The sequence below is a fragment of the Ochrobactrum sp. S1502_03 genome, from assembly GCF_044435015.1.
In the GTDB taxonomy this organism is placed as follows: Bacteria; Pseudomonadota; Alphaproteobacteria; order Rhizobiales; family Rhizobiaceae; genus Brucella; species Brucella chromiisoli.
In genome coordinates this window covers 22,991-40,668 of sequence record NZ_JAYEXN010000028.1, presented here as the reverse complement: position 1 = coordinate 40,668, position 17,678 = coordinate 22,991, and the positions used below count along the sequence as shown (strand labels likewise).

Genomic DNA, 17,678 nt, shown 5'->3' with positions numbered 1-17,678 from the left:
ATTTAAAGTTACGGGCCCGCGCACGCTAAACCTTGCAACCTAAAGGAGGGGTACTTTTTGGACGCCGATAAGGGGTCCCGTTTAAACGCCGATTGACAGTGGTGAAGCAGTGAACGTGGATCTCGCACCGCTCGCGCTTTGAGGCGGGAGCGGTGTCGCTGCCGCAATGATAGAAACAGGGCGGGCAGCAATGGCTTCTTGGTTTCTGCAAACCCATAGAATTGGTTTGTAGTGTTAAGGCTTTTTCTGAATTTGGATGATATTCATGCCCTTCGTACACAATTCCACACGCCACGGTGCAAGACGCGCTACGCGATCATTCGGACCAGGGTAGCCAATACGCGAGCGAGCAGTTCCGGTGCCGCAGGCTGATCGCGGTTCACCTGTTCGATGAGCCGGTCCGGCAATGCCTGGGGCGATGCCGCGATGGAAAGCTTCTTCTCATCATTCGACACTAGGTTACCTCAGCCCGTTTGAATTTGTAAACAAGGTTAGCCTACTTGGTGTTCGAAAAAACTGATGGTAGGCCAGAGTTTATGGCCCCGCGACGCGGCTTGGGTCGCACAGGTTTCGAACAAATGAGGTTCTTTCGTCATGTCTCTGGTCAGCGACTTCAGCGATAGGTATGAAATATCGAGAGAAACTTTTTCGATTGTTACTTCTAATGCAAAAGAAGCTAAACTGAGAATGGGACGGACTTCAGTAATATCAAATAAGAACATACAGAAAAACTGGAGCGGGCGAAGGGATTCGAACCCTCGACCCCAACCTTGGCAAGGTTGTGCTCTACCCCTGAGCTACACCCGCTCGCGCCAGTCTTCTCTGAGAGAGAAGTCATTTCCGTTAGGCAAGCGCTATATGGACCAACACATTTGAGATTGCAACAGGGAAATTCGATGAAAATGCTCTTTCGTTGAATTATTTAGCCGGGTTTTATTCAAGGTATTGAATTAAAAGATATAATTTCGTTTAAAGTAGCTTTTGGAGTGCGCGAGGGACAGGTGGCAAGTGCAACTTTTGCATCTATCACCTGGTGGTTTCCACTTCTGCGGGTTGATAATGTCTGCGTGTGGCGATTCATTTGCGACGATCCGCGAATCTTCGGCTTTCGCTCGGCCTTGGTTTTGCACTAAGAGTATAGAAACCTTACATAAAGCACGTCGAAACTGTCTGCTCATTTTTGAAATAGGGATCAGCATGCCTCTGACATCGCATCAACTTCATGATTATCTGAGGAACCTCGATATTGAGGTTAAGACCGTGCAGCATCCGCCCTTGTTCACGGTTGCCGATTCTCAGAGCCTGCGTGGTGAAATCGCAGGCGGTCACACCAAGAACCTCTTTCTTAAAGACAAGAAGGACAATTTCTTTCTGGTAACGGTAGATGAAAATGCCGTGGTCGACCTTAAATCGATCCATCAGGTTATCGGGGCTGCCGGTCGTGTATCGTTTGGCAAACCGGAGAAGCTGATGGAATATCTGGGCGTTGTTCCGGGCGGTGTGACAGTGTTTGGTGCGGTGAATGATACTGGGCACAAAGTTCAGATCATCCTCGACGCAAGCCTGATGGAAAATGACATCATCAATGGTCATCCTTTGACCAATGAGGCGACAACCTCCATTAAGCGCGATGATCTGATCCGCTTTCTTGCCGCAACCGGACATGAGCTGCGTATTCTTGCTGTTTCAGAGGATGCCAAGGCCGCATCTTCGGTATAAACTGTTTACAGCGGGGGCGCGGCTTGAAAATAGCGATAGACAATATGCATTGACGTATCGAAACCGACATGCTGCTGCCCTATATGTGAGCGGGAAGATATAAGGAATATCCGATGACGAGCCAGAACAATCCTTATTCAAGTGCAAGCGGACAGATGAGTGGCAATGTGTCGTTTGGGTCAACAACGACACCCGGCGGTAGCAATGATCTTATCAAGGATACAACCACTGCAGGGTTTCAGGTGGATGTGGTGGCAGAATCGCGCAATCAGCCGGTTCTGGTTGATTTCTGGGCGCCCTGGTGCGGGCCGTGCAAACAATTGACCCCAATTCTTGAAAACGCCGTTCGTGCAGCAGGCGGCGCGGTGAAGCTGGTGAAAATGAATATTGACGATCATCCGTCAATCGCAGGCCAGCTCGGTATTCAGTCCATTCCTGCTGTTATTGCTTTCGTCAACGGCCAGCCCGTCGATGGTTTTATGGGCGCCTTGCCGGATTCAAAGGTCAAGGAATTTATCGCCAAGATCGGTGGTCCGAGCGATCAGGAAGCGGCAATCACAGAAGCTGTCAATGCAGCCAATGAGCTTGTGCAAGCAGGCGATTTCGTTCAAGCCGCGCAGATATTCTCATCGATCTTGCAGGTGGCCCCCAATAATGTGGATGCGGTCGTTGGTCTTGCGACATGTTTGCTTGAATCGGGTGATGCCAATAAGGCGCGCGAAACACTGGCAAGCCTTCCGCAAGACAAGCTTGATGTGGCGGCCGTGCGTGCAATCGAAGCGCGTCTTGCACTGGCTGATCAGGTTAAGCTTATTGGTGATCCGGTCGAACTTGAGCGTCGGGTGCAAGCCGATCCAAAGGATTATCAGGCGCGATTTGATCTGGCGCAGGTGCGTAATGCGCAGGGGCGTCGGGAAGAGGCAGCCGATGAATTGCTTTCAATTATGAAAGCGGATCGTAGCTGGAATGAGGATGGCGCGCGCAAGCAGCTTCTTCAGTTTTTTGAAGCCTGGGGCAATATGGATCCGGCGACGCTTGGCGCACGCCGCAAGCTTTCATCGCTCCTGTTTTCCTGAGCAGGATGCCATGAACAGAGGGAGAGTGTAATGCAGGTGGGCAATGCCCGTTATCGGACGGGCGCTGATATACCGGATCTGGTACCCGTGTTTCCATTAACGGGTGCGCTTCTTTTGCCTGGTGGACAGTTGCCGCTCAATATTTTCGAGCCGCGCTATCTGGAAATGGTGGAAGACGCGCTTGCCGGAAAACGCATTATCGCAATGATCCAGCCGCACATTGACGAGAGTGACACGGATGATAGTGAGGAGGATGATCGCGATAAGTTCGATGAAGCCGCTCGTCCGCCGTTAAGTCAGGTCGGATGCCTTGGACGCATCACCACTTATTCCGAAACCGGTGATGGACGCGTGCTTATTACGCTTCAGGGTATTTGCCGATTTCGGGTGCTGGAAGAAGTGAATAGCCGCAAGCCCTATCGCCAATGCCGCATTGCGCCGTTTCTGGCCGATCTGGAAGACCCTCGTGATCTGGGCGAGATTGATCGTGAGGCGCTTTTGGGTGCATTCAAGGATTATCTTGAAGTGCATAATCTGGAGGCTGATTGGGAGAGTATTTCGCGTGCAGCCAATGATACTTTGGTTAATGCATTGTCGATGATGTCGCCTTTCGGACCTGCCGAAAAACAAGCGCTTCTGGAAGCGCCGGATTTGAAAACGCGTGCTGCAACCCTGATCGCGATTACAGAAATGGTATTGGCCAAAATCAAGGATGATTATGGCTCACGCCTGCAATGAATATTGAGGAAAGACCAATGGTTGAGAATGAAAATACCGGCAATCTTGATGTGAAGCTGCTTGAATTGCTTGTATGTCCGCTGACCAAGGGTGTGCTTCAATATGATGCGGAAAACAGCGAGCTTATTTCGGAGAAAGCCAAGCTAGCCTATCCGGTTCGTGGCGGTATTCCGATCATGCTGCCATCGGAAGCGCGCGCTCTCGAATAGATGGTTTTGGTCGGCGCCCCATGATGTCAAAAGCTGTTATATAATTTCTACATATCCTCAGTTCTTTTTCATAAATTTCGCACTGCCGTTGTTGATTGCCAGGCGAGGGGGTTCTATAACCCTCGCGGAACTTTAAGGTGCATCTTGAAAAGTGTGAAGCGGTTTTCAGTCAGGGTGCAGTTTAAAAACAAATGGTTGAGACGTGCTGATCTGATAAAACCAGATTGAAACACTCTCTAAAAAGAGATAGCGGACGTTAAATTTTATCCGTTGTTATCTGAGAAAAAACAGAGGCTTGGCATAATGGCATCCAGAAAACTCCTTCTCCTGCCCGGCGATGGTATCGGTCCTGAAGCAATGGCTGAGGTCCGCAAGATCATCGATTTCCTCAATTCAGGTCTCAATCTCGGTTTTGAAACCGATGAGGGCTTGGTTGGTGGTTCGGCCTATGATGCATATGGCCAGGCAATTTCCGATGCGGATATGGAAAAGGCGCTTGCTGCCGATGCCGTACTTTTTGGTGCTGTTGGCGGTCCTAAGTGGGATAGCGTACCATATGAAGTCCGCCCGGAAGCAGGTCTTCTGCGTTTGCGTAAGGATTTGGCTCTTTATGCCAATCTTCGCCCGGCAATCTGCTATCCAGCACTTGCGCATTCATCGTCGTTGAAGCCGGAAGTCATCGAAGGCCTCGATATTCTGATTCTGCGTGAGCTGACCGGTGGCGTTTACTTCGGCGAGCCGAAGGAAATTATCGATCTGGGCAATGGACAGAAGCGCGGTATCGATACGCAGGTTTATGACACCTACGAAATCGAGCGCATCGCCGATGTGGCTTTTGAACTTGCGCGCACGCGCCGTAACAAGGTTACGTCGATGGAAAAGCGCAACGTGATGAAATCGGGCGTCTTGTGGAATCAGGTCGTCACCGCACGTCACAAGGAAAAACATGCCGACGTTGAACTCGAGCATATGCTGGCTGATGCCGGCGGTATGCAGCTTGTTCGTTGGCCAAAGCAGTTTGATGTCATCGTTACTGACAACCTGTTTGGCGATATGCTTTCCGACGTCGCAGCGATGCTGACCGGTTCTCTGGGCATGTTGCCATCGGCTTCGCTTGGTGCGGCTGATGCCAAAACCGGAAAGCGCAAAGCGCTTTATGAGCCGGTACATGGCTCGGCACCTGATATTGCTGGTCAGGGCGTTGCAAATCCAATCGCAATGATCGCATCGTTGGCCATGTGCCTGCGCTACTCGTTCAATTTGATCGATGAAGCCGACCGTCTGGAAGCCGCAATTGCTGGCGTTCTTGATGATGGCTTGCGCACTGCCGACATCTGGTCGGACGGCACAACAAAGATTGGCACCGTTGAAATGGGCGATGCAATTCTCGCGAAGTTCAAGGCGCTTTCAGCTTAATTGCTGATTGTCTGGTTACAAAAAAAAGCCGCTGCGCAAAGATCGCGCAGCGGCTTTTTTTGTTGACTTCGGTCAAGCCAAATTGTGAATCTGCTAAGACCGCTGCGCGAGCATTTCCTATTTTGATTGAATGGTTGAAAATGCTCTATCTGTTTGTTTTCACGCATTATCCCACGCAAAGCCGCTTCGCACTTTTGCTGGAAATGCTCCAAAAAAAAACGCCGCCCGGTGGGACGGCGTTTTCATTTGTAGAGAAGGCCGCGCCTACTCTACTTTGTTCAGGTCAACGTCCTTGGTTTCCTTCACAAAGAGGATGCCGATGACGAGCGTGATCGTTGCGATGATAATTGGATACCAGAGACCGTAGTAAATATCGCCCTTTGCTGCACTCATCGCGAAGACAGTGGCTGGCAGAAGACCACCGAACCAGCCGTTACCAATATGATAAGGCAGCGACATACCGGTGTAGCGAATGCGGGTCGGGAACATTTCGACCAGGATAGCGGCGATCGGTCCGTAAACCATCGTGACGTAGATCACGAGAACGGTCAGGATTGCGATTGTCATTGTCCAGTTGATCTGTGCCGGATCGGCAACCATCTTGAATGTACCTGCATTCGGGATGGTATAAACCGCCTGGCTTGGTTCACCTGCTGCATCCGCTTCAATCTGAGTGACGATGTTGGCCTTGACCAATTCCGCATTGGTCATTGTTGTGCTTTCACCTGCGCGAACCGCTCCTGCATCCAGAGCAAGCTCGGGATTTGCAGCAATGAAAGCATCAAGCTTCGAGTCTGCAACCTTTGCCGGGTTGCGTACCAATGGCCAGCCAGCCTTCTGAAGCGCCAGATTGATGTCGTGGGTCAGAGCTGCCTGCTTTGCTTTCGCATCCGCTCCGGCTGCATTGGCATCGAAAGATGTTATGGTTGAATCGCCGATTTTGACGGTTGCAACCTGTCCGGCAGGACCAGTCACGACATCATAAGGCACAGCACTGCGCGATAGGAAGCTTGTTGCAATATCGCAAGAGCTGGTGAATTTTGACGTTCCGGTTGCGTTGAACTGGAAGTTACAGTCGCCAGGCGCGGCCGTTACCGTTGCACTGATCGTCTGTTCCGCATGTGCAAGCGCCGGATTGGCAGCCTGAGTGAGCGCTTTGAATAGCGGGAAGTAGGTGACGGCTGCCAAAGCCAGTCCTGCCATGATGATTGGCTTACGGCCAATCTTATCCGACAACCAGCCGAACACGACGAAAAATCCAGTGCCTATAACCAGGGCCGTTGCGACCATGATATTTGCTGATTGGTTTTCAACTTTGAGTACGTTCTGCAAGAAGAATAGAGCGTAAAACTGGCCGCTATACCAGACAACAGCCTGTCCTGCGGTAAGACCGAAAAGGGCAATCAGGGCAATTTTTGCATTCTTCCACTGTCCGAAAGCTTCTGTCAGCGGTGCTTTTGATGTCTTGCCTTCTTCCTTCATTTTCTTGAAGGCGGGGGATTCGCTCATCTGCAAGCGGATCCAGACGGAGATACCCAAAAGAACGATCGAAACCAGGAACGGAATACGCCAGCCCCATGCTGCGAAGGATTCGGTGGTCATCACATTCTGAATGCTCAGAATGACCATAAGCGAAAGGAACAAGCCCAACGTAGCCGTTGTCTGAATCCATGATGTGTAGAAGCCACGGCGGCCATTGGGTGCGTGTTCGGCAACATAGGTTGCAGCACCACCATATTCACCGCCCAGCGCCAGGCCCTGCAACATGCGCAGGATGATCAGGATCGCCGGCGCGACAATGCCAATCGTTGCCGATCCCGGCAGAATGCCGACCAGAAAGGTCGAAGCGCCCATGATGACGATGGTAACAAGGAACGTATATTTACGTCCCACCAGATCGCCGATGCGTCCGAAAACCAGCGCGCCGAACGGACGCACAAGAAAACCGGCTGCAAAGGCGAGCAAAACGAAGATGTTACGGGTTGTTTCCGGATATTCATTGAAGAACGCGGCACCAATGAAAGCAGCCAGTGTTCCGTAAAGATAAAAATCATACCATTCAAAAACTGTGCCGAGCGAAGAAGCGAAAATCACCTTCTTTTCTTCGCGCGTCATTTTTTGCGTGCCGACCTTGGCACTTGATGAAACTGACATAAGAGTCCTCCCAACAGCATTTTTGCTGACGTGCGCGAATGTTCTCCTCCAACTTCCGCACACTTTCTCACGCAGGTATGATGAACTGAATCGTTTGATCCGTTTATTATCTTTTAGTATGAGACGGTCCTGAGCTTAAGCACCGATCGCTCCGAGGGTTAGCTGTGGCGCGATCAAGTGCTTTTTCGAGAGCATAAAATAACGAAGTCGAGATTTGCTTCTTGCAGCCGTTATGAGCTTACCGTAACTATGAAATAGAAATAAGAATCTGTAACGCTGAGGCGTGGGCAGCGTAGTTAGCGGAGACCTATAACCGGTGTCAGGTCCGTCATTTTCTTTGTTAGGGGCATATTTCCCATCTTGGATGCTCTGTCTTTTCATTGCGATAGTGATCACTATTTTGGTGCGGGTGATTATGATCCGCATTGGTCTTGATGATATTCTTCCGTTTCGCCTGACTGCCTATACTGCAATGGTTATCGCGATCGCCTGCGGCCTCGCGCTTTTTGTGTATGGTCGATGAGCATGGAAAATAACGCTTATAGCAAAAGAGAATTCAGTACGGTTGGCGTTCTGCTCACCGGCATTCTGATCATTGTCGCCTTTGTGTTGGCATGGCTTTACCTGCGTGAGGCCAATCAGAATCCGCTTTCAAACGATGCCGTTATTGGTGCCAATATTGTTAATATTGCTGCAACGGTTCCCGGCAAGGTTATTTCAATAAATGTTAAAGAAAATCAGGAAGTCAAAAAAGGCGATATACTTTTCTCAATCGACCCGGTGCCGCTTAAGCTTCTCGTAGATCAGACGGCGGCTGATCTTGCAATTGCAGAGGCGGCACTTGATTCACAAAGGCGCGCCGTGCATGCTGAATCACAAAATGCCCAGATAGCCGACCAGCAAGTGGTGCGTGCGCGAACAAATCTGGATCTTGCAGAAGCCACGCTCAAGCGCCTTGAAGCACTCAGTCCCAAAGGCTATGTCACGCGGCAGCAGGTTGATGATGCGAAGACCCTGCGCAATGATGCGCAGATCAGTCTGGCACAGGCAGTCAAGCAGGCTGAGGCCGCAACAACAATTGTCGGTACGCTGGATAGCGCGCAGGCGTTGGTTCGAGCAAGGCAGGCCGCACTCGCACTGGCGCAGCACAATCTGGATAATGCTGTGGTCACGGCACCGCATGATGGTAGAATTGTGAGTGTTCTCAACGGGACCGGTCAGATCATTGCGCCGGGGCAGTCTCTGTTCACATTGATCGATACTTCAAGCTGGTATGCATCCGCTACGTTCCCGGAAACCGAGTTGGGGGGAATCAAGGTGGGAAGCTGCGCGCAGGTGCGAATTCTTGCCGACAGTTCGATTGTCGTCAAAGGCCGTGTTGAAGGTATCGGTTGGGGCGTTTCATCGGAAGATCTCATCAATATACCACGCAACCTGCCTTATGTGCCGAAGAATCTGAACTGGGTGAGAATTGCGCAACGGTTTCCAGTGCGCGTAAAACTGATTGATCCGCCAGCCGAGCTGACACGCTCCGGCGCATCAGCCGTTGTGACAGTGCATAATGGCAACGAGTGTTAACGACACGCTCTGGGACGCAATCCGCGAAACTCTAGCGGATCTGGCGCCTTTTCCGGGCCGCATGGCAACCGCATGGCGTGTTGCAGCGGTTTGCGCCCTTGTGGCAGGCATCGCGATGATGTTTCACATCCCGGAATCGGCTATTAGCTGCTACCTTGTTATCTTCCTCATGAAAGCCGACGGAGCCGAAAACACCGTTGTAGCAACCGCTGCCATCATTGCCATTACACTGCTGGTGGCTTTGATGGTGCCGGTGCTAGCATGGACCGTTGAATCCGCATTGCTGCGCATTCTCGTGATGATCGCCGTCTCATTTATATTCATTTTCCTTGGTGCTACCAGCAAGCTTGGCGAAGGGGGCAGCATTGTCGCGCTGATCATTGCCTTTATTCTCAGCCTTGTGAATGAGGTCCCGATCAATGGCGTGATTTCGCTTGCTTTGCGATATGCATGGGAAATGGCCATCCTGCCGATGTTTGTGATTGCAGGCTTTAGCCTGTTTTTCGGGCGCTGGAGCCTGACACTGCTGCGCGAGGAGTTGCGTGAACGCCTGCTAGTGGCGCGCAAGGTGCTCGCAGACAACAATCCCATCATGAACCCTTTGTTGCGGGAAAAGCTTGGGGCCGCCAACGAAGACGAGAACAAACGTTCGATGCTTGTTAAAATATTGCATCAGACCACGAAAAAAAGACTGGCCCACATTCAGACGGATATTACCGCTTCTTATCAATTGCTTTTTGCAGCCTCTGCGCTTCCCGCTGATCTCTCAGCTGAGAAACGCCAGCATTATGCCGGGCAAATCGATAAAATGGTCGATGCGCTTGATAAAGACGCACCGCTTCCACCGCCCGAAGCGATGCCTGACACGTCTGCCCAAAGGCAGGAGGCGGGTATCTTACAGGCGCTTAGAAATATCGCTGGGAGCGAAAAAACCGATTATAGAAAAGGTTCTGGCGACTCGTTCTTTGCTGCAGACGCTTTTACCAATCCCATCTATCAACGTTTTGCGCTTAAAACGACTTTGGCGGCGATCCTCTGCTATGTGTTTTATGCGGCGATTAACTGGCAGGGCATTCATACGGCGATGGTCACTTGCTATGTCGCTTCCCTTGGTACGGCGGGTGATACAATCCATAAGCTGACTTTGCGCATCACCGGCTGTCTTGTCGGTGCTGCTATTGGCATTGCGTCGCTTATATTTCTTATGCCGCAACTTGAATCTGTTGGCAGTCTCATGGTTCTGGTCTTTGCGGTGGCACTGCTTGCGGCTTGGGTCTCTGCAGGCAGTGAAAAAGTGTCCTATGGTGGCGTACAGATCGGCCTCGCATTCACTTTGACCGTCTTGCAGGGCTTCGGCCCGACCACCGATATGGACACGGCGCGCGACCGTATTATTGGCATCCTGGTCGGGAATTTTGCGGTTTATCTGGTCTCGACGCTGATCTGGCCTGCGCCGGTTGTCACCGTCATTCGCCAGCGTCTCTCCGATGCTGCGCGAAAGATAGCTGAAATTGCATCGGTTGCACCGGACGAACGAGCGGAGATGATCAACACTGCCGCCGAAACAGAGCGTCTGCTTGATGAAGTGCGTTATTGCTTTTATCTGCTGCCTTTTGAGCCTGCGGCCCTTCGTCCATCAGAGAAACTTGAAAAAACCTTTGATGGCTTTGCCGATCAGCTTGCTTCACTCAACAAGGAAGTCTACTTTTCCGATCAGGTCATGCCTGATGCTGTTGAAAGATTGAATGCGCTCTCATTGCGCATAAAATCCGATGGCATACAAAGCGAAATTTCACTGGAAAAGCAGGCGTATTCTGCCGAGGACGCAGAAAATGAGGGGGCAAACAAAATCGATAAGCATCTTGCGCATATGGAAGCTCTTTTGGCAGGTGGTAAGGCATGAGAAAGTCTTCTGCTCCAGCCTCCATAGCGTTTCTTTCAGCTTTTGGTTTCGTGCTTAGTGGTTGTGCGACCGATGCTTTGAAGCTGGCGCCATCAGCACCTGATCAGCCGTGGAAGGCCGATCAGCACAAAGGCTCGCCCGCCAATGCGCCGTCGCGGACGAAAGATTTTAGTGTTCCTTCCAATCCGGAGCTGGCTTTGATTTCCAGCCCTGTGGCAGTTGATACGCGACCTTCTTATGATCTGGCGCAGTTGATCGACCTCGCGCAGCGCAGCAATCCGGGTACCCGCAATGCGTGGGAAAAAGCGCGGCAGGCGGCCCTTGCTGTCGGAATGGTCGAAGCGACAATGCTGCCGATCATCTCTGCCAATGTTATTGGCGGCGTGCAAAGAACCTCAACACCCGTCGATGTCCCGCTTATCGGTGAGCGTGACGTCAATACGACGCTGAAAGGCGTATCACCCTCTCTTGCCTTGCAATGGCTGGTTTTCGATTTTGGCCAGCGGGCAGCATTGGCAGAGGCTGCAAAACAGGTTTCGTTTGCAGCCAATGTCACGTTCAATGCGATGCATCAGAAACTGATCTTCGATGTTACACGAACATATTATGAATATAGCGCCGCAGTGGCTGGCCACCGCATCGCGCAACAGACCTTGCGTAACAGCAAGGCCGTTCTTGCGGCGGTTCAGGCCAAGCTCAATGAAGGACGAGCGACAACAGTTGAGCTTGCGCTCGCCAAACAGCAGGTTGCGCAGTCGGAATTGAGGCTCGTTAAGGCAGAGGGGCAGCAGCAGACCCTTTATCAGGCGCTTCTGGCGTCAATGGGCGTCAATGCCATGTTGAACATCAATGTTGAGAGTTCAATGAACAGACCGCTGCCTTCAAAATTTGATGGCGTGACACAATCGGTTGTAGAAACAGCTTTGTCGCGGCGACCCGATCTTATTGCAAGCTACGCTGCTTTGCAGGCCAGTAATTCCGGGATCAAGGTGGCGCAGGCGGAGTTCTTGCCGAAAGTCTTTGTGGCGGGTGCGCTCGCTTCCACATCCAACAGTTTCAACGCCGGAAGCCTGCCAACAATCGGTAATCAGTCGTCGGGCATGGGCATTCTCGTTGGCGCGACAATGCCCCTTTATGACGGAGGACTGCGTGCGGCACAGCTCAAGAATGCGCAATCCACGCACAGTGCAGCAACAGAAACTTTTCGTCGCGTACAACTTGATGCGGTTGCGGAAATTGTTCTTGCATCCAATAGTCTGAAAACGGCTCTGGCGGCAAATAAGGCCGCCAATGTACTGGTTCAGACATCTGGCACAGCTTTTGACGCTGCACTTGAATCCTATAAAAATGGATTGGGTACGATTACGGTGGTGAATGAGACGAACAATTCTCTGCTGGATGCAAAGCTGGCGCAAACGGATGCTCATGCGGCAGCATTGATTGCTGCTGCCAATCTTGCGTTTTTCACAGGTGCGTTGACATCAAGCACAAGCCTGCCGGGCGTTGCGTCTGCGCAGTAAGTGAAAACAGGCATGCGGGAGACGGGGTAAAATGGCGAAATACTGGATAGCTGCGGGTATTATTCTGCTTTTAACCGTTGCCGCCTTCGTGTTCTGGTTTCTCATCCGGCACAAAAAGGGGTGGTCGAGAAGTATTATCGCCCATCTCACATTTGTGGCGTCAATGTTCGGCTTGATCATGACGTTCAGGCAGGTCGCCTATATGTTGCTTGCGGATTACAAAATAACCGCGATCACACCGGAACTCATCAATACCCTGTCGACCTTCTTCATGGCTCTGATCGCCATGCAGCAGCTCTTCCAGTTGATCAACCGTTTGACCCATAGCCAGATTGACCGCGGCAATGACGTGACGTCCGCACGTATGGTTGCGCGCATATTAAAACTGGCAATATTCCTGATTTTGATGCTGCTGTTCGGGGAGCAATTCGGGATTGGTCTTTCCGGCCTGCTCGCTTTTGGTGGCATCGGTGGCATCGCTATCGGCGTGGCCGGCAAAGATGTTCTGAGCAATCTTTTTTCGGGCGTGATGCTTTATTTTGACCGCCCGTTCAGCATTGGCGATTGGATCAGCTCGCCAGATCGGAATATTGAAGGCACCGTTGTGGAAATTGGCTGGCGACTTACCAAGATCAAAACCTTCGACAATCGTCCGCTCTATGTTCCCAATGCAGCCTTTTCGACGATCAGCGTTGAAAATCCGGGCCGCATGACCAACAGGCGCATTAATACGACGATTGGTTTGCGATACGAAGATGGTGACAAAATTGCCGGGGTTGTCGACGACATAAGGTCGATGCTCAAGGCCAACCAAAAAATCGATCAGACACAGAGTCTGTTGGTTTATTTCGATGCGTTTGCAGATTCATCGCTCAATATCATGGTCTATTGTTTCACGAAAACGACCCGTTGGGCTGATTGGCTTCAGGCACAGCAAGAGGTCTATCTCAAGATCATCGAAATCGTGCATGCGCATGGTGCCGACTTCGCATTCTCATCTGAAACGCTTTATATTCAACCTGATAAGGCGGCACAGCAGAAGCCTGTTGAACAATAGGCTTCTACGCTGAGCGATAAGAAATGTGGGAGTCCATGCTGAAATATTAGTTATCAGTATAATTGCTAATATGTTATTGGAGTCCTTGCTTCGCCACTTTCCTAAGGCAAAAACCTTCGCTCTCTGGCGCTTTCGAGCACATTTGGTAATCGAGAAGGGTGCCCCCATTGAAAGACAGGTTTTTCTTCATTCCTATAGCGGGTGAAGCGGTTGAAGAAATCAAAAGAATAGATTGGTCAAAGAATCCGTTGGGCCAGCCGGAAAGCTGGCCGCGCCCGCTTAAGACAGCAGTTCAGATGATGCTGGCGTCGCATTTTCCGAAAGCCATTGCCTGGGGGCCGGAATTTATCACGTTTTACAACGATGCTTTCAGAACGATTCTTCGCGACAAGCAGAACTGCATGGGCCAGCCATTCAATGAAATATGGGCTGAAGTATGGGAGGATATTGGGCCGATAGCCGAAAGGGCGATGCGGGGAGAGGCCACGTTTATTGAAGACTTTCCGTTGCTCGTTAATCGTTCGGGCTTTGATGAACAGTGTTATTTCACCTTCTGCTACAGCCCGATTTTAAATGAAGATGGCAGCGTTGGCGGCATGATGGACACTGTCATTGAAACGACTGGAAAAGTTGAGGCCGAGAAAAATGCGCGGATCATGAATGCCGAGCTTGCGCATCGCATAAAAAATACTTTTAGCATTGTCAGCGCAATCGCCAGCCAGACCTTTAAAAGCCAGGATAATGAAGACGAACTTAACGCATTTTCCAGACGCCTTTTTGCGTTAAGCAGTGCGCATAATGTCTTGCAGTTTGGAAAAAGTTCAAGTGGGTCATTGGCACAGATCATCGCTGAAATTACTGCTGCACTCGGTGTTGATCAGCGTGTTGATGTTGAAGGCAGCGACATTTTTATCGGGCCGAAAGCTGCAAGTTCAGTGTCGCTTTTGATCCACGAACTGACGACAAATGCTATCAAATACGGTGCATTATCCAATGATGCTGGGCGTATTTCCATCTGCTGGAATACCGCTGATCATGAGGGAACGTCCACGCTGCTTCTGAATTGGTGTGAGACGGGTGGGCCTGAAATAACCAAGCCTGGCAAAATTGGCTTTGGGTCAAAACTCATCCGAATGGGTCTTATGGGAACAGGCAATGTCGAGGCCGATTATGCTCCTTCCGGATTTCGGGCTAGAATGAGCGCCCCTATCGATCAGATGCAGGGCGAGGGGCGACTTTACAATGACGGTTAGAGCGCTCCCGAAAGGCGGAAACTGGCTTTCGGGACACGATGCGCGTTAAAACAAAGAAGTCAGTCTGCTGCGGAAAGCAATCCATCAATTATCCGCTGCTGCTATTGAGGGCCGTCTGGTCAAGTCGGTACAAGGCATCGCAATTTTTAAGATTATCTGCACAATACGGATTGTGCCGAATCTAATTGCAATGGAGCGTTAAGCCGATGCAAAGAATTACCATCACTGTCGATGATGATCTTATGACAGAACTGGACGCTTTGATTGCTTTAAAAGGCTACGCCAACCGCTCGGAGGCCGTGCGCGATCTTGTTCGGGCAAGTATAAAAGACACGGCAATTGCATCTGATGCGATGACAGAATGCGTTGGCGTCTTAAGCTATGTGTATCAGCATGAAGCGCGTGATCTGGCGAAAAAGCTGACCACATCGCACCATGAGCATCATCATATGTCGCTGGCGTCCCTGCATGTTCATCTCAACGAAGACCTGTGCCTTGAGGTGAGCCTGCTTCGCGGCGAAGCAAAAGCTGTAAAAGAATTCGCAAATTCCATCATTTCGCAGCGTGCAGTCGTTTACGGCGATGTTTCAATCATTCCCCACAATGCGCACCATGAATAGGCTTTGAGACCGAATATTCATATTAGAATCATTGATTTAGATTGCTCTGTCAGTCTAGGTTCGGGGCTGCGAAGAGTCATCTTTTAAAAAGCGAGTGATTATGGATCTGACAGTCATCGTCTTTATACTCGTATATCTTGCGATGGGCTGCGGAACTCTTCCCGGATTTAAGGTCGACCGCACGGGAGCTGCCATTATAGGCGCTCTCGCTATGCTGGTGACCGGTAGCATAACAGCACAGGCTGCGTGGAATGCCATCGATTACCGGACGCTGGGAATGCTTTTCGGACTGATGGTCGTGTCTGCTGGATTCTCGGTTTCGGGCTTTTATGGCTGGGCGGCGAAGCGCGTAACCGAGCTGCCATTATCACCGCCTTTGCTGGTTGGCGTTCTGGTTTTTATGGGCGCCGCATTCTCTGCTTTTTTGACAAAGGATGTCGTCGCGGTGGCGATGACGCCTTTGCTCGTGTCCGTTACCCTCACAAGAGGGCTAAACCCTGTGCCATTTCTTCTTGCGTTTTGTTTTGCAGTGAACACAGGTTCAACAGCAACGCTGATCGGCAGCCCGCAGAATATGATTGTTGCGCAGGAGCTTGGGTTATCATTCAATGGTTTTCTGAGTGCGGCCGCAGTACCGGCTCTTCTTTCGCTGCCGATCGTTTGGGGTGTCATCGTTCTGGCCTATCGCAATCGCTGGCAACTCACGCAGCAGCCGTCTTCGATGGCAGATGCAGGGCAGGACGGTGCGATTGATGCGCTTGAAACGGCAAAGACGGCAATCGTTGCGGTGATTGTCATTGGAATGTTTATTTTTAGCGACTTGCCGCGAGAGCTCATCGCCATGGCGGGCGCGGGGGTGTTGCTGGTCAGCCGCAAAATCTCTTCTCACGATATGCTTAAACATGTCGATGGTGATCTTCTGCTTTTGATCATGGGACTTTTTGTTGTCAATGCAGCCATTGCTGCGACCGGCCTGCCGCAAAATGTTCTCGGTTATTTCCGCGAAGCCGGGCTTGATCTTAACGAGCCGATCTCCCTGTTTTTTGTCGGTGGCGTTCTGAGCAATCTTGTGGGGAACAATCCTGCGGTTATGTTGCTGGTACCCTATCTTCAGTCAGGATCTGGGTCTGATGCCTTGGGTGCAGCGCTTGCGCTGGGGACAGGTTTTTCAAGTAATATGATTATTTTTGGCAGCCTCGCAGGAATTATTGTCGTAGAGCAGGCATCTGCGCGCGGTATCAAGATATCATTTGCTGAGTTTTCGCGCACCGGTATAGTTGTTATGGTTCTTTGTATGTTGATGGCAGCATCTTGGGTGATTTTTTTAACCAAAATGTAAGGACAATATGAAGTAGTTTGAAAGTTTTTTAAACTTTTTAATGATTTATATAAAAATTTATAGATCGGTTGTGTATTGTTATTTTTTTGTTCCTTTTATTCAATGTTTATTTGAGTTGTATGTAAAATACTTATTGCCCCTCGTAAAATAGATTGATAGCTTCTTCGTGATGGCTTTATTTTGGGGGTGGGCTTATAGAATGCCGATCTCCCCCTTTTCTTGGTACGGAGGTTACGTATGCATTTCACGCCCCGGGAAATCGACAAACTTATGATTCACACGCTGGCGATTGTCGCGCAGCGCCGTAAAGATCAGGGTTTGAAGCTCAATCATCCTGAGACTGTTTCTTTGATTGCTGCGGCTGCACTTGATGCTGCGCGCGCTGGCAAGACGCTCGAAGAAGTCATGGAACTCGCGCGCAAAACCATCACCAAAGATGATGTGATGGAAGGTGTTGTCGAAATGATTCCTTATGTGCAGGTCGAAGCCGTTTTCACCGATGGCAGTCGCCTGGTTACTGTCCACGATCCAATCCAGTAAATCCTACGGAGGCTCAGTTATGGCTGCAGATAAGGTAAAGGCTCCTGTTGGAGGCTTGGTTCTCGGCAAAGGCGATATTGAAATCAATGCCGGATACCCAACAACCACTTTGAAAGTCCGCAATACCGGCGATCGTCCTATTCAGGTCGGTTCGCATTATCATTTCTTTGAAGTGAATGCCGATCTTGAATTTGATCGCGAGCAGGCGTTCGGAAAGCGCCTGAATATCCCCGCAACGACCGCTCTTCGTTTTGAACCGGGTGATGAAAAACAGGTTGTGCTCGTTCCTTATCAAGGCAAGCAGCGCGTGCTCGGCTTTAACGGTCTGGTGAATGGTTGGGTTGGCGATGAGAGCTACAACGATTCCCGTCCGCGCCTGACAGATGCGATGGAGCGCGTCGCGAAATACGGTTTCAAGAACAAGCCGTAATTGCCCGTCTGTGAGCGAATTTTGATCTGATTAATCAGTTCGACGCTCCAATCGTTTGTTTGACGTGCATCTTATCTGAAAGCCGATTCACACTTTTCGGGATGCGCTCTAGAATTTCAGCGAACA

Annotated in this window: 16 protein-coding genes, 1 tRNA gene and 1 pseudogene; 16 read left to right on the top strand and 2 right to left on the bottom strand. The window is 50.6% G+C overall.

Annotation, left to right across the window (positions count from 1 at the left end):
- Positions 1-302: 302 nt before the first annotated feature.
- Positions 303-456, top strand: a pseudogene (locus VBH83_RS15285) (IS3 family transposase); the annotation flags it as partial.
- A 276-nt stretch (positions 457-732) separates the two neighbouring features.
- On the opposite strand, the gene VBH83_RS15280 reads toward VBH83_RS15285, so the two are convergent.
- Positions 733-807: transfer RNA gene (locus VBH83_RS15280), tRNA-Gly, on the bottom strand.
- A 390-nt stretch (positions 808-1,197) separates the two neighbouring features.
- Here VBH83_RS15280 and VBH83_RS15275 point away from each other — a divergent pair.
- From VBH83_RS15275 to leuB, 5 genes are all read left to right on the top strand, one after another.
- A complete protein-coding gene (locus VBH83_RS15275) occupies positions 1,198-1,719 on the top strand; it encodes a prolyl-tRNA synthetase associated domain-containing protein (RefSeq protein WP_265985828.1) in 522 nt (173 codons plus the stop codon).
- Positions 1,720-1,832: 113 nt separating this feature from the next.
- A complete protein-coding gene (gene trxA, locus VBH83_RS15270; RefSeq protein ID WP_265985827.1) occupies positions 1,833-2,795 on the top strand; it encodes a thioredoxin in 963 nt (320 codons plus the stop codon).
- A 30-nt stretch (positions 2,796-2,825) separates the two neighbouring features.
- Positions 2,826-3,533: an LON peptidase substrate-binding domain-containing protein gene (locus VBH83_RS15265; protein ID WP_265985826.1), complete on the top strand. Its 708-nt coding sequence runs from the start codon at positions 2,826-2,828 to the stop codon at positions 3,531-3,533.
- Positions 3,534-3,550: 17 nt separating this feature from the next.
- A complete protein-coding gene (locus tag VBH83_RS15260) occupies positions 3,551-3,742 on the top strand; it encodes a Trm112 family protein (RefSeq protein ID WP_265985825.1) in 192 nt (63 codons plus the stop codon).
- Positions 3,743-4,045: 303 nt separating this feature from the next.
- Positions 4,046-5,158 carry a 3-isopropylmalate dehydrogenase gene (leuB, locus tag VBH83_RS15255; RefSeq protein WP_265985824.1) on the top strand — a complete coding sequence of 371 codons (1,113 nt, stop codon included), beginning with the start codon at positions 4,046-4,048 and terminating at the stop codon, positions 5,156-5,158.
- Positions 5,159-5,422: 264 nt separating this feature from the next.
- Here the strand turns inward: leuB and VBH83_RS15250 are convergent, their stop codons facing one another.
- A complete protein-coding gene (locus VBH83_RS15250) occupies positions 5,423-7,312 on the bottom strand; it encodes an MFS transporter (protein WP_265985823.1) in 1,890 nt (629 codons plus the stop codon).
- Positions 7,313-7,628: 316 nt separating this feature from the next.
- On the opposite strand from VBH83_RS15250, the gene VBH83_RS15245 reads away from it, so the two are divergent.
- The 10 genes from VBH83_RS15245 to VBH83_RS15200 all read left to right on the top strand — a co-directional run bounded on the left by VBH83_RS15245 (position 7,629) and on the right by VBH83_RS15200 (position 17,552).
- The gene (locus VBH83_RS15245) at positions 7,629-7,835 is read left to right on the top strand and encodes a YtcA family lipoprotein (protein ID WP_265985822.1); all 207 of its coding nucleotides are present in this window, start codon (positions 7,629-7,631) and stop codon (positions 7,833-7,835) included.
- Positions 7,836-7,837: 2 nt separating this feature from the next.
- Positions 7,838-8,890 carry a multidrug transporter subunit MdtN gene (gene mdtN / locus VBH83_RS15240; protein ID WP_265985821.1) on the top strand — a complete coding sequence of 351 codons (1,053 nt, stop codon included), beginning with the start codon at positions 7,838-7,840 and terminating at the stop codon, positions 8,888-8,890.
- Entirely contained in the window at positions 8,874-10,793 is a 1,920-nt protein-coding gene (locus tag VBH83_RS15235; protein WP_396998487.1) for an FUSC family protein, read from the top strand. Before mdtN ends, VBH83_RS15235 begins: the two co-directional genes overlap by 17 nt.
- Positions 10,790-12,313 carry a TolC family protein gene (locus tag VBH83_RS15230; protein ID WP_265985819.1) on the top strand — a complete coding sequence of 508 codons (1,524 nt, stop codon included), beginning with the start codon at positions 10,790-10,792 and terminating at the stop codon, positions 12,311-12,313. Before VBH83_RS15235 ends, VBH83_RS15230 begins: the two co-directional genes overlap by 4 nt.
- Positions 12,314-12,344: 31 nt before the next feature.
- Positions 12,345-13,370 carry a mechanosensitive ion channel family protein gene (locus VBH83_RS15225; protein WP_323054558.1) on the top strand — a complete coding sequence of 342 codons (1,026 nt, stop codon included), beginning with the start codon at positions 12,345-12,347 and terminating at the stop codon, positions 13,368-13,370.
- 167 nt (positions 13,371-13,537) lie between these two features.
- A complete protein-coding gene (locus tag VBH83_RS15220) occupies positions 13,538-14,623 on the top strand; it encodes an HWE histidine kinase domain-containing protein (protein WP_396998485.1) in 1,086 nt (361 codons plus the stop codon).
- 206 nt (positions 14,624-14,829) lie between these two features.
- Entirely contained in the window at positions 14,830-15,243 is a 414-nt protein-coding gene (nikR, locus tag VBH83_RS15215) for a nickel-responsive transcriptional regulator NikR (RefSeq protein ID WP_265985817.1), read from the top strand.
- A gap of 100 nt (positions 15,244-15,343) precedes the next feature.
- Positions 15,344-16,582, top strand: coding sequence for an SLC13 family permease (locus VBH83_RS15210; RefSeq protein ID WP_265985816.1), 1,239 nt, complete (start codon positions 15,344-15,346; stop codon positions 16,580-16,582).
- A gap of 237 nt (positions 16,583-16,819) precedes the next feature.
- A complete protein-coding gene (locus VBH83_RS15205; protein ID WP_265985815.1) occupies positions 16,820-17,122 on the top strand; it encodes an urease subunit gamma in 303 nt (100 codons plus the stop codon).
- 19 nt (positions 17,123-17,141) lie between these two features.
- A complete protein-coding gene (locus tag VBH83_RS15200) occupies positions 17,142-17,552 on the top strand; it encodes an urease subunit beta (protein WP_396998482.1) in 411 nt (136 codons plus the stop codon).
- The last annotated feature ends 126 nt before the right edge of the window (positions 17,553-17,678 follow it).

Bases quoted from the DNA above. Each gene is read 5' to 3' on its own strand.
- VBH83_RS15275 (WP_265985828.1), top strand. From the start codon at position 1,198: ATGCCTCTGACATCGCATCAACTTCATGATTATCTGAGGAACCTCGAT.
- trxA (WP_265985827.1), top strand. From the start codon at position 1,833: ATGACGAGCCAGAACAATCCTTATTCAAGTGCAAGCGGACAGATGAGT.
- VBH83_RS15265 (WP_265985826.1), top strand. From the start codon at position 2,826: ATGCAGGTGGGCAATGCCCGTTATCGGACGGGCGCTGATATACCGGAT.
- VBH83_RS15260 (WP_265985825.1), top strand. From the start codon at position 3,551: ATGGTTGAGAATGAAAATACCGGCAATCTTGATGTGAAGCTGCTTGAA.
- leuB (WP_265985824.1), top strand. From the start codon at position 4,046: ATGGCATCCAGAAAACTCCTTCTCCTGCCCGGCGATGGTATCGGTCCT.
- VBH83_RS15250 (WP_265985823.1), bottom strand. From the start codon at position 7,312: ATGTCAGTTTCATCAAGTGCCAAGGTCGGCACGCAAAAAATGACGCGC.
- mdtN (WP_265985821.1), top strand. From the start codon at position 7,838: ATGGAAAATAACGCTTATAGCAAAAGAGAATTCAGTACGGTTGGCGTT.
- VBH83_RS15235 (WP_396998487.1), top strand. From the start codon at position 8,874: ATGGCAACGAGTGTTAACGACACGCTCTGGGACGCAATCCGCGAAACT.
- VBH83_RS15230 (WP_265985819.1), top strand. From the start codon at position 10,790: ATGAGAAAGTCTTCTGCTCCAGCCTCCATAGCGTTTCTTTCAGCTTTT.
- VBH83_RS15225 (WP_323054558.1), top strand. From the start codon at position 12,345: ATGGCGAAATACTGGATAGCTGCGGGTATTATTCTGCTTTTAACCGTT.
- nikR (WP_265985817.1), top strand. From the start codon at position 14,830: ATGCAAAGAATTACCATCACTGTCGATGATGATCTTATGACAGAACTG.
- VBH83_RS15210 (WP_265985816.1), top strand. From the start codon at position 15,344: ATGGATCTGACAGTCATCGTCTTTATACTCGTATATCTTGCGATGGGC.
- VBH83_RS15205 (WP_265985815.1), top strand. From the start codon at position 16,820: ATGCATTTCACGCCCCGGGAAATCGACAAACTTATGATTCACACGCTG.
- VBH83_RS15200 (WP_396998482.1), top strand. From the start codon at position 17,142: ATGGCTGCAGATAAGGTAAAGGCTCCTGTTGGAGGCTTGGTTCTCGGC.